Raw genomic sequence first — 11,892 nt, 5'->3', positions numbered from 1 at the left:
GCGGCGGCTACACCCGCTCGGTCGCGGTGGAGAAGTTCACCTACAACGCCGACGGCACCATCCCGACGATCAACATGACCACCACCGGGGCACCCCAGATCGGCACGCTGAACCCCTACACCCGCCAGGAGGCCGAGACCATCGCCTGGGAGTCCGGCGTCGAAACCGAGGCCTCCAACGAAGGCGGGATGAACGTCGGCTTCATCGACAACGGCGACTACATCAAGGTCAAGGGCGTCGGCTTCGGCACCGGCGCGACCTCGTTCTCCGCACGGGTCGCCTCCGGCGCCGGCGGCGGAAAGATCGAACTGCGCCGCGACAGCGCCACCGGCACCCTCATGGGCACCTGCGACGTCCCCGGCACCGGCGGCTGGCAGACCTGGACAACCGTCTCCTGCCCCGTCACCGGCGCGACCGGCACCCACGACCTGTACCTCAGGTTCACCGGCGGCAGCGGCTACCTGTTCAACCTGAACTGGTGGCAGTTCACCGGCGACGGGCCGACCACCAGCCCCTCACCCACGCCTCCGACCTCCCCCTCACCGTCTCCCTCGCCGTCTCCCTCGCCGTCTCCCTCGCCGACGGGCACTCCGCAGGCGACGAACGCGATCCGGGGCACGGGCTCGGGCCGGTGCCTGGATGTCACCGAGGCCTCACAGGCCAACGGGGCGCAGGTGCAGATCTGGGATTGCAACGGGCAGTCCAATCAGCAGTGGGCCTCCACGAGTGCGAGTGAGCTGCGCGTCTACGGCAACAAGTGCCTGGACGTGAACGGCGCGGGCACGGCGGACGGCACGGCGGTGATCATCTGGGACTGCAACGGGCAGAACAACCAGAAGTGGCGCTTCAACTCCGACGGCACCATCACCGCGGTCGGGGCGAACAAGTGCCTGGACGTGTCGAACTACGGCACCGCCAACGGCAGCAAGGTGCACATCTGGACCTGCCACGGCGGCACCAACCAGCAATGGACCCGCATCTGACGCTGTCCCCAGTCACCCTGGCTGCCAGAGGATCGACCAGATCAGGGGCGGCGCGCTGAGCGCCGTCCCTGACGTGCGGGCGACAGCACAACCCTGAAGGATGAGCGGCGAACCCACGGAACCCGAGCGAGCGCCGGGCGCCGCGCGACGAGCGGGTTCGCCGCCTTCGCCGTCTCGGACCGGCCCAGCCACACGTCACGCGCGTCGGCGAGCGGCTCTCTCGATGATCGCCACCCCGGTCTCGGACTCCAGCGCCGGGGTGTAGCCGGCGGCGCGCAGCCGGGTCAGCGTCTCCTCCTCGCCCACCGCACTGATCAGCACGGTCGGGGCGATCTTGCGCAGGCCCAGCGTGCGCAGCGCCTGAGAGCGGGCGAGTTCCTCGACGAGCGCTTCGTCGTCGGAACGGAGGCAGCACCCGGAGCGCACCACCCGGACGCGCCCGTGCGTACGGGCGGTGTCCTTGATCAGATATTCCAGCGGTTGCGGCAGGGGTGCCTCGGCCACCTCGGTGAGCCGAGCGAGAAGGGCGCCGGCCTCGTGCCCCCGATCGAAGGCCCGGCGCACGGTCGAACCGGAGAAGCGCCAGACCACGGCGTGCCCCTCCGACTCGCGGTCGGCGACGTCGTCGAGCAGTTCGGCGAGCTCCGGGCCGGGCATCCCGCGGACCACGGCCGTCAGGTCGGCCTGGAAGAAGGCGCTGGCCTGCGCGGGCGGGAGCATGACCGCCAGGGCAGCGGTCAGCGCGGGCTCCGGCGACGTCCACGCCTCACCGCTCAGCAACAGATCGCGTACGACACGGCCGACGCCGGTGAGGGCGCCCCCGGCGACCAGGCCGAGCGACTCGGCCTCACGCACGACGGCGCCGACCAGATCGTCGCCCGCCCCCGACTCGGCGAAGTGGTGCGGGCGGTGCCAGGCCGCCCGTTCCGTCACGTACGGCAGGCCGTCGGCGGAGACGCCCTTGCCCGGAGGAAGCGCGGCGAGCGCCTCGAGGACGGCGATCCTGATGCCGACCGCGTTCGGATCGTCGGGCTCGGTGAGGGCGACCGGCGTCCCGGCCTCCTCCGGCCAGAACGTGTAGACGGCCGGTATGGTCGCCCAGGTGGCGATGATCGTCACCAGCCGCTCGACGGGAGACCGCTTCAGCCAGTCGTCGTACTCCGTCTTGGGCAGCAGGCTCACGACCGGCTCAGGCAGCCTGCCGCGATGGCCCTTCGGCCGCTGCACCGGCTCGGCATGCAGGCCGAGCAGTCCGGCCTGCGTGGCCAGGTCGAGCCAGAGCCGGGTGACGTCATCGGCCACACCGGCCGCCTTGGCGATCCGCTTGGTGTCGCGGACCGCCAGACCGCCGGCCTTGCGCAGGAGGGGAGGCTGGTCGGCGCACGCGGCGAGCACGCGCTCGATCTGGGACAGCGCGGCGGTGGCGGCCGCCTGGGCGCAACCGTCGGCCCCGGCGGCGTCGGGCAGGCCGGCCGGGGGCCGTGGCGGCTCCGGGGCGAACGGAACGCGCAGCTCGCCGAGGGCGGCCACGGCGACCTCGATCGGCACCTCCGCCGTGTCGTACGGCCCGGCGGGCAGGAGGAGACCGCGCGCGGCCAGCCAGTCGGTGTTCGGGTCGCCGGAACCTCCGGGCCGGAAGGCGTACTTCGGCGCCTGCTGGTAACCGAAGCCGCCGCGCGCCTGATAGGCGTGGGTGAGCACCTGCGATCCGTGCCCGATGATGTCGAGCAGCCACTCCCGGGCGTCCGCGGGGGCCTGTCCGAGCAGGGCCCGCACCCGCTCCTGGTCGGTGAGCAGGCCGAGCACGTTCCGCTCCGCGCCCTCCCGCGCCCTGGCCTTCGAGAATCCCAGGGACTCGGCGATCGCGTGGACCTCCGGAGCGTTGAAGTGGAGCCTGATGAGCTCGGCCGCCGGGCGGCCCAATCCCGCTGCCTCGGCTAGGTGCGCGTGGAGGCCTGTGGACACGATCACCTGGTCGTCATGCGGCGGAAGCACCAACGCCGTGTCGGCGAGCGCGTCCAGAGTGGCGGCGGCGCGCGCACGCAGGGCCGGATCGCTCCCGGCCAGCAGGTCGAGCACGTCGGCGCGGGGCACTGCCCTTGTGGCCGGGTCCGCGTCATGCCAGAGGTTGAGCAGCGGCCCGTGCCGCTGCGCCGCCAGCCACGCGACGGCCGACAGCGCCTGGTGCTGAGGAAGGGTGCAGAACCGCGCGAGCGAGAGCGCCGCACGCGGCTGGAGCAGCAGCCGGGCGAGGTCCTGCGGGGTGATGTCGTCATCGGAGGTGAACCCGACCCGGGCGAGGATCAGCCGCCGGGCCTCTGGCGACTTCGTCTTCAGCCATGTCGCCAGGCGGCGCCGGGTGCTCACCACCGCAGCGTATTACGCCGCGTCCGGTGGCCAGAGCTGTCGCCGGTTCACGGCCCCGATGCGAGCCGCCGGGTGGAGTCGCTTCTCCGCGACATGGACTGCCGGACCCGCAAGCTCCGGCAGGCGATACGATCCCTGCGCGCCGAGGCCCTCGGCGCGCAGGGTTTCCCGTGCGGGCGTGGCGGCGCACCCCCGCCGCGTCATGGCCCGGTGAGATAGCGCTGGACCGTGGGACTCAGCCAGGCGACGAGCTCTTCCTCCGTTGCCGCCACCATCGGCGGGAATTTCAGGATGTAGCGGGACAGGGCCAGGCCCAGGAGTTGCGAGGCGACCAGGGAAGCCCGCAGGGGAGCGCGCTCCGGATCGCCGGTCAGGTCGATCACGAGCGGCATGACCTGGCCGCCGAAAATCGTCCGCATGCGTTCGGCGGCGGCCTCGTTCGTCACGCCGGTGCGGAGCAGGACCTGCAGCCCTTCGTCGGCCTCCCACGTGCGCAGGAAGTGGCGGACCAGGCCTGCGCCGGCCTGCTCCGGCGCCAAGTCGGGCAGTTCCAGGTCGAATTCGGCCGCGGCGGCGAACAGCTTCTCCTTGGTGCCGAAGTAGCGCATGACCATGGCCGGGTCGATCCGTGCGTCGGCGGCGATGGCCCTGATGGTGGCCTTGTCGTAGCCGTCGGCGGCGAAGCGTTCGCGGGCCGCGGCCAGGATCACGGCCTTGGTCTCGACCGAGGATCTCCTCATGTCAACGATTGTAGGCCAACAGGTGTTGACTATCCACTCGCGACGGGCTTACGTTCATGCCAACAGCCGTTGACCAAGGAGGCGCCATGAACGCCGAAGTGCTCATCATCGGAGCCGGGCCCGCCGGGCTCACCGCCGCGATCGTCCTGGCGCAGCACGGCCGGCAGGTCATGATCGTGGACGAGCAGGCGGAGGGCGCCAACACCTCTCGCGCCGCCGTCGTGCACGCACGCACCCTGGAGGTCCTGGAGCCGTACGGCGTGGCGGACCGGCTGGCCGCGCAGGGCATCCACACTCCGGTCTTCACCATCCGCGACCGCGACAAGGTGCTGATGCCGGTGCCCTTCGGCGGCCTGCCCACCGCCTACCCCTACACCCTGATGCTCTCCCAGGCCGACACGGAGGCCCACCTGCTGGCCCGTTTGGAGGAGCTCGGCGGCAAGGTGATCAGGCCCGCCCGGGTGAGCCGCGTCGAGCACGACGCCGACGGCGTCACCGCCGCTCTGGACGACGGGCAGCAGATCCGGGCCGCCTACCTGATCGGCGCCGACGGCCTGAACAGCACCGTCCGCCAGAGCGCCGGGATCGGCTTCACCGGCGGCACCTACGCCGAGTCGTTCGTCCTGACCGACGTCCGCCTGTCCGGCGGGGTGCCGCGGAACGAGGTCATCCTGTACTTCTCACCCGCCGGACTGGTCGTCGTCGCCCCGCTGCCCGGCGGCCTGCACCGCATCGTCGCCACCGTGGACGAGGCCCCCAAAGAACCCGGCATTACCTTCGTGCAGCACCTGCTCGACACCCGCGGCCCCGAGGCCGAGCCCGCGCGGGTGCAGGAGCTGATCTGGAGCTCGCGCTTCCGGATCCACCACCGCATCGCCGACACCTACCGCCAGGGCCGCCTCCTGCTGGCCGGCGACGCCGCCCACGTGCACTCGCCCGCCGGCGGCCAGGGCATGAACCTGGGCATCGACGACGCCGTACACCTGGGCGAGGCGCTGGCCCGGGTGCTCGACGGCGAACCGGACAGCCTGCTCGACTCCTACGCTGCCACCCGCCGCGCGCAGGCCGAGCAGGTGGTCGCCCTCGCCGGGCGGCTCACCAAGCTGGCCACCGCCGCCGCCGGCCGCCGCGTGCTGCGCAACCTCATCCTCGCCCTGGCCGGCCACATCCCCGCCGTCCGCACCCGGCTGGCCTGGCAGTTGTCCGGCCTGAACAGACGGCACGCCGTGTGAACGCCCACCCCACCGGAAGGGACGCCTCGTGAAGCTCGTCAACGATCGGCAGGCCGTCAAGGCCCGCCTTCTCGACCCGAACGACCGCGGCTACCTGCTGTTCGCGCCGCCCGCGGCGTCGCCTCCGCCCGCTACTCCTCGGGATCGCTCACGGCCACCGCCTGCGCGTCGCCGTACATCGCGTCATGCTGCTTGCGTGGGGCGCAGACGCTGGCCTTGGAGCAGGCGCAGCGGCGGCCGCCCTCGTTGAGGCGGACGATGACGGAGTCGGACGGCACGTTGTGCCCCACCACCGTGCCCGGACCCTGCGGGGTGTCCACCGCGAGGCCCGTGCGCGGCGCCGACGCCCGGAACTCCTGGTAGAGCGGGTGCTCGTACTTCAGGCAGCACATCAGCCGGCCGCAGGCGCCCGCGATCCTGAGCGGGTTGACCGGCAGGTCCTGGTCCTTGGCCATCCGCACCGAGACCGGCTCGAAGTCCTTGAGAAACGTCGCGCAGCACAGGTCGCGTCCGCAGGGGCCGATGCCACCCTGGAGCCTGGCCTCGTCACGCGGGCCGATCTGCCGCAGCTCGACCCGGGCACGCAGGTTGCGGGCCAGATCGCGCACGAGCGCCCGGAAGTCGACCCGGTGAGGCGCGGAGAAGTACACGGTGTAGACGTTGTCGGCGTCCAGGTAGTCGACGCCGACCACCTTCATCGGCAGCTCGTGCCGTTTGATCAGGCGCTTGGACACGCTGCGGGCCTCCGCCCTGCGGCGGCGGTTGGTCTCGTCACGGGCCAGGTGCTCCTCGGCCGCGACGCCCTGGCAGACGGGCAGGCCCTCGACGTCCTCGCTCACGTACTGCGGCGCCCACACGCACTCGGCGACCTCGGGCCCGGAGTCGGTCGGCACGAGGACCTTGTCGCCCACCTTGGGAGAGTGGCCGCCCGGATCGAGGTAGTAGAGCCGTCCATAGCGGGTGAAGCTCACCGCCATCATCATGCCCAAGCGCCGGCCCTCCTCGATCCGTACGGCTAACGCGTCCGAACCCACCATACGTGCCGTACGGCACCGGCAATCATCGCCTGTGGACAACCTCCGGCGGACCGGGAGACCCGGCCCGCCGGAGGACTCCGCCTACAGGCCGCCTACCAGGCCGCCGTCCGCGCGACGCCGCCGTCGTCCGTGAACAGCGTGCGATATCCGGATTCCGTCACCTGTCCCGTCTCGTCCGGCCCGACCACCAGCACGAACCGCCCGGTGCCGTCCACGTCGACACGCTCGAAGAGAGGCCGTCTTTCCTCATCGCGATAGAGGGTCTGTACGGCCTGCCCGGTGCCGACGTCGTACGCCACGACCTCGGCGACGGCCCCCGCGAGCTTGGTCACACCCTGCACCTGCGCCAGCCTGCTCCAGCCCACCGTAGCCAGGACGCGTCCTCCGTCCGGCGTGAGGGCGACGTCATGGACCCCGCCCGTCGTCGGGGCGGACGATCCCCCCAGCGTGATCGCACGCACGTCGTCGAGGCCCTCGGAGGTGCCCGTGTCGAGCACCCACACGGTGCGGGACATCGAGCACTCCCAGGCGACCCCCGTCGCCGGGCTAGCGGAGGAAGGCGTCGTGCCCGAGGCCGGATTCTCCGTCGGATTCTCCACCGTGCTGGCCGGTATCAGGCAGGTCCACCCCTTGGGCAGCGGCGGAGCGGAGGGCTCAGCCGACTCCGTCACAGGCTGCTCTCGCGGCGCGGCCCCCGCCTCCGGTTCCGCCGAAGCAGCCGGGAACGGCGCCGTCCCCGGTTCTTCCGGGGTCACGCGCGACTCCGGCAGGACGTCGCCGTCGTCCTGTGGGAGAGCCGATTCCACGGCGGCGGGGGATCCGGAGGTCGTCTCCGGCGTGGCTTCCGGCTCCGCGGCGGCTTCCGGCTTCGGGGGCGCTTCCGTCGGGACGGCCGACTCCGTGATCGCCTCCGTCGACGTGCCCCAGACCGCAGCAGCCCGGCGAAACACGAGGGTGCGCCCGTCCTCGCTCATCGAGACGTCCCGGACGGCCGACGTGTGCGCGGACGTCCAGGTGCGGCTGTCACCGGTCGCCGTATCCGTGACGACCAGAGAGGCGCCCTTACCGCCCGGAGCACAGGAAGACAGCCCGTAGGCCAGCGTGGAGCCGTCCCCGTTCACCGCGAGCGAGGTGACGGCGGTGCCCTCCGGCGGCGTGAACGGGAGCGCGCCGATGGAGGCGACCTCCCCGCTGTCGCTGAGACTGAACCGGTAGAAGCGGGACCGGCACGTGTCCTGCTCGGTCACGGCGTAGAAGAGCCGGTTGTCCCGGGTGGCCTGCACCTGGGTGAACCGCTCGCCCCCCGGTCCCGGCACCGTGGCCGTCACGTGGCCGTCGGCGACGCTCCTGACCGCCATGTCCCCGGAGCGGATCTGCACGAGAAAGGACGGCTGGGCGGCGGGGCCCGCCGTCGTGCCGGCGGCCGTGTCCATGGTCCCGCCGCCGTGGCGCGCGACGACCGCCCCGCCCGCGACCGCGACCGTCACGGCGGCCGCCGCCGCGACCGGAATCAACCAGGACCTCGTCCGCCTGGAGCCCGCAGGCGTACGGCGGGCGGGCGCGGCGGCCGGGTCGAACGGCGGGACGGCCTCGACCGTCTCCCCCACCGCGTGGGCGGCGTCCTGCAACCGGCGGATGACGTCGTCGTTCATCGGGTCTCTCCCAGGAGGCGGCCGAGCGCGTCGAGCGCCCGGGAGGTGGTGGACTTCACGGTGCCCCGGCTGATCTTCATGACCCGGGCCGTCTCCTCTTCGGACAGCTCGGCGTAGTAGCGCAGGACCAGGGCCTCCCGCTGGCGCGGGGGCAGGCGGTGGAGGGCCTCCATGACCTCCCGCCGCTCCGCGCCGAGGATCGCGGCCGACTCGGCCGACCAGACGGGCGGGTCGTACGTGCCGGCGAACCAGGACGGCAGCCGCCGCCTGCGCAGCACGGAGCGGGCGTTGTTCAGCACCGCGGCACGCACGTAGACGAGCGCCTTGTCCCGGTCACGCAGGCCGTCGAAGCGCCGGTGCAGGCCGAGGAACGCCTCCTGCACCACATCCTCGGCGCTCTCCCGGTCGCCGACCATGATCAGGGCCAGCCGGGTGAGGCCGAGGGCGTGCTCGGCGTAGAGCCCGCTGATCGTGTCGTCGGCGCCCGCCGACAGGGGCGGGACACTCACGGGCCCCCCGGATTGCTGATCGAGATCGAGCGTTTCGGCCTTCATGTACCAGAGACGCCGTACGCCCGCCGGGGTTGCTCGCGTCCTATGCGGGCGAGCGGAGAGCGAGGGTCATGGCCTCGACCGCGATCTGCGGGTTCACATTGGCCGCCAGCCGCTCCCGGCACTTCATGATCGCATCCGTACGGCGGAGCGTCTGCTCGGCGGTGGACGCGCGCGCGACCGCCTCCACCTCGTGCCTGCGGTCCTCGTTGGCCAGCTCGACCGGGGCCCCGAACTGCACGGCCAGCACGTCGCGGTAGAACGCCACGAGTTCGAGCAGCGCGAGGTCGAGGGAGTCCCGCTTGATGCGGGTCGCCCGCGACTTCTGCATCGTCTCGAGTTCCTTGAGCGCTCCCGCGCCGCCCCGCACGAGGCCCTTGTTGAGCCCCTTGCCGGAGGAGCCCTCGCCGTAGACCTTGCGCAGCTCGGCGGTCTCGACCTCGTTCAACGCGGTCGTGGCCGCGTCCGCGTCCTCGGTGGAGGTCTTCACCAGCCGCTCGGCGGCGGTGATGCACTCCGCCACACCGGTCAGCGACCGGGGGATCGACAGCACGTCGTCGCGCCGGCGCCGCGCCTCCTCGTCCAGCGCGAGCCGCCGCGCCCGGCCGATGTCCCCCTGGGCCGCCCGCGCGGCGTCGAGCGCCACGTCGTGGGGCACCCCGTCGCGGGTCACCAGCACGTTCGCGACCGCCTCGGTGGAGGGCGTGCCCAGCGTCACGACCCGGCAGCGCGAGCGGATCGTGATGATCATGTCGTCCGGGGAGGGCGCGCACAGCAGCCACACGGTCCGCGGCGGCGGCTCCTCGATGGCCTTGAGCAGCGCGTTGGCCGCCGCCTCCGTCACCCGGTCGGCGTCATCGAACAGCACGATCCGCCACCGGCCGAGTGTGGGCGCCCCCGCCGCCTTGAGCACGAGTTCGCGCGTCTGGCGCACGCTGTACGACAGGCCCTCGGGCCGGACGAACGTGACGTCCGGGTGCGAGCCGACCTCGACCTGATGGCAGTCGTCGCAGTGGCCGCACCCCTGGTCGGGGCAGAGCAGCGAGGCCGCGAACGCCGTGGCGGCCGCGGACCGCAGGGCCGGCCCGGTGAACAGCCAGGCGTGGGTCATGCCCGTGCCGCGGCCTCCGGCGATGGCCTCCGCGGCGGCCGACGCGGCCCGCCGCATCACGTCGATCGCCCGGTCCTGCCCGATCAGATCCCCGAAAACGGTCATGTGCGGCTACCCGAAGTCGCGGATGGCGGGCATCGTGCCGGTGGCCTCCTCGGCCTCCTGCGGCACCGGGTCGGGCAGGATCTCACGCACCCGGTCCTGGATCAGGCGCGTCACCTCCCGCTGGTCAAGCGTGCCGTCCACCATGAGGTAGCGGTCGGGATCGGCCGCGGCCAGCGCCCGGAACTCCCGCCGCACCCGCTCGTGGAACTCCAGCGGCTCGGCTTCGATGCGGTCGGCGGGCGAGGCCATCCGCCGCAGCCCGACCGCGGGCGGCACGTCGATGAGCACGGTCAGGTCGGGGACGAGCCCGCCCGTCGCCCACCTGTTGATCCGCGCGACGTCCTCCTGGTCGAGCGACCGCCCGGCGCCCTGGTAGGCCAGGGACGAGTCCACGTACCTGTCGGAGATCACCGTCGAGCCGCGCTGCAGGGCGGGCCTGATGACCTTCTCCACGTGCTCGGCCCGGTCGGCGGCGTACAGCATGGCCTCGGCCCGCGGGGACAGGCCCTGGTGGGCGGCGTCGAGCAGGATCGCCCGCAGCCGCATGCCGACCTTCGTCGAGCCCGGCTCGCGGGTCTGCACGACGTCGAAGCCCTGGTCGCGCAGCCAGATCGCGAGCAGCCGCGACTGGGTGGTCTTGCCCGAGCCCTCGCCGCCCTCGAAGGCGATGAACAGACCGCGCTCGGGGTCCGCCTCCTCCGGCACGAACCGCCGCCCGCGCAGAGCGGTCAGCAGGTCGACCGCGATGGGAACCCCCGGCCGGTCGTCCATGTGCCGCAGCGCGACCACCCCGACGGCGATCGCCAGCAACGCGCCCAGGAGCAGCACGAGGTTCGTGCCGTCGAAGCGGTAGCTGATGCCGGCGACCCCGAGGGCGTGCGTGCCGAACAGCGCGGCCAGCGTCGAGGCCACCGCCACGACCAGCAGCAGCACCACCCGGGCCAGCGACTGCAGGAAGGAGAACGTGCGGCCGCGCAGCCCGTCCTCCACCTCCAGGCCGATCACCGTGTAGCCGATGATCCAGGCGATGCCGGCGCAGGCGCCCAGCAGCACGGTCAGCACGACCACGACGACCAGGTTCTGGATGAGCGCGACGGCGGCCAGCGTCAGCCCCGCGAGCACGATCGACAGCCCGAACAGCCGCCGCCTGGACAGGCCCTTCAGCAGCCGCAGGCCGAAGAACATGCCGAACGCCATGCCGAGGAAGACGGCGCAGAACACGGTGCCGTACCCCGCGTCACCGCCGCCCAGGGCCTGCACGTACGCCTTGGCGACGCCGACGACGGCGCCCCCGGCGGCGAACGCCCCGAGCATGCCGATGATCAGGCCGCGCACGATGCGATTGCCGCCGACGAACCGCCATCCCTCGGTGATCTGCCGGAGCACCGAGGGCGTGGACACGTGGCTGATGTGGTTCTTCGGAATGGCCCGCAGTGTGAAGACCATCACGGCGGAGGCGAGGTAGGCCAGCGCGTTGGCGTACAGCGCGACGCTGGTGGCCGCGACGTCGAACGACGGGGCGGCCGCCGAGATCGTCGTGACCACGCCCGACACGATCGCGAACAGCGCCGCGGCCACGGGGGCGGTGCCGTACGTGACGAGGAGGTTGAGCTGGTTGGCCTCCTCGAGCCGCTCCTTGGGCACGAGGTTGGGCACGGTGGCGTCCTTGGCCGGCACCCAGAAGAGGTTGACGCACTCGACCAGGAACGTCGCGATGATCACCCACTGGTAGTTGCCGACCAGCGGGATCGACAACACCACCGCGAACCTGGCGAGGTCGGCGACGACCATCGTCAGCCTGCGGTCGAACCGGTCGGCCACCGCTCCAGCGAGCGGGCCGAGCAGGATCGCGGGCAGCATCTTGGCGACGAAGACGCCGCCGATGGCGAGGCTCTGCGCCTGGAAGCCGGACCCCGCGGTCAGGTTACCGGCCAGGGCGGTCAGCGCGATGATGTTGAGCCAGTCGCCGAGGCTGCACGTCGCCATCGCCGTCCACAGCCTGCGGAACGGCGCGTTCGCCAGCACGTGCGGCTGCTTGCGGCGCGCGGCGGCCCGGCCAGTGGTGCTCATGATGTCAGCGTATCCAGGTGCTCGCTGGGCTTGGGAGACGGACG

Annotated in this window: 9 protein-coding genes; 2 read left to right on the top strand and 7 right to left on the bottom strand. The window is 72.2% G+C overall.

Annotated features, from left to right (window positions below):
- Positions 1-983 (top strand): lectin (locus FH610_RS44500; protein WP_240809041.1); only part of this gene is annotated, 983 nt, incomplete at its 5' end.
- Positions 984-1,178: 195 nt separating this feature from the next.
- On the opposite strand, the gene FH610_RS18255 is transcribed toward FH610_RS44500, so the two are convergent.
- Both FH610_RS18255 and FH610_RS18250 read right to left on the bottom strand, forming a co-directional pair.
- Positions 1,179-3,350, bottom strand: coding sequence for a helicase-associated domain-containing protein (locus FH610_RS18255; RefSeq protein ID WP_139575683.1), 2,172 nt, complete (start codon positions 3,348-3,350; stop codon positions 1,179-1,181).
- Between the two features lie 200 nt (positions 3,351-3,550).
- Entirely contained in the window at positions 3,551-4,090 is a 540-nt protein-coding gene (locus tag FH610_RS18250; protein ID WP_139575682.1) for a TetR/AcrR family transcriptional regulator, read from the bottom strand.
- 86 nt (positions 4,091-4,176) lie between these two features.
- Between FH610_RS18250 and FH610_RS18245 the strand changes: the two genes are divergently transcribed.
- The gene (locus tag FH610_RS18245) at positions 4,177-5,322 is read left to right on the top strand and encodes an FAD-dependent oxidoreductase (protein ID WP_139575681.1); all 1,146 of its coding nucleotides are present in this window, start codon (positions 4,177-4,179) and stop codon (positions 5,320-5,322) included.
- A 131-nt stretch (positions 5,323-5,453) separates the two neighbouring features.
- Here the strand turns inward: FH610_RS18245 and FH610_RS18240 are convergent, their stop codons facing one another.
- From FH610_RS18240 to tmk, 5 genes are all read right to left on the bottom strand, one after another.
- Entirely contained in the window at positions 5,454-6,305 is an 852-nt protein-coding gene (locus FH610_RS18240) for a PSP1 domain-containing protein (RefSeq protein ID WP_139575730.1), read from the bottom strand.
- Positions 6,306-6,451: 146 nt separating this feature from the next.
- A complete protein-coding gene (locus FH610_RS18235; protein WP_139575680.1) occupies positions 6,452-8,011 on the bottom strand; it encodes a hypothetical protein in 1,560 nt (519 codons plus the stop codon).
- Positions 8,008-8,520, bottom strand: a complete 513-nt coding sequence (locus FH610_RS18230; protein WP_240809040.1) for a SigE family RNA polymerase sigma factor — start codon at positions 8,518-8,520, stop codon at positions 8,008-8,010. The genes FH610_RS18235 and FH610_RS18230 overlap by 4 nt, the downstream gene beginning before the upstream one ends.
- 85 nt (positions 8,521-8,605) lie before the next feature.
- Positions 8,606-9,778: a DNA polymerase III subunit delta' gene (locus FH610_RS18225; RefSeq protein ID WP_139575678.1), complete on the bottom strand. Its 1,173-nt coding sequence runs from the start codon at positions 9,776-9,778 to the stop codon at positions 8,606-8,608.
- Between the two features lie 6 nt (positions 9,779-9,784).
- Positions 9,785-11,848 carry a dTMP kinase gene (tmk, locus tag FH610_RS18220; protein WP_139575677.1) on the bottom strand — a complete coding sequence of 688 codons (2,064 nt, stop codon included), beginning with the start codon at positions 11,846-11,848 and terminating at the stop codon, positions 9,785-9,787.
- Between the last annotated feature and the right edge of the window lie 44 nt (positions 11,849-11,892).

Source organism: Microbispora catharanthi, assembly GCF_006334915.2.
GTDB classification, from domain to species: domain Bacteria; phylum Actinomycetota; class Actinomycetes; order Streptosporangiales; family Streptosporangiaceae; genus Microbispora; species Microbispora catharanthi.
This window is presented reverse-complemented; position numbering and strand designations above follow the sequence as displayed.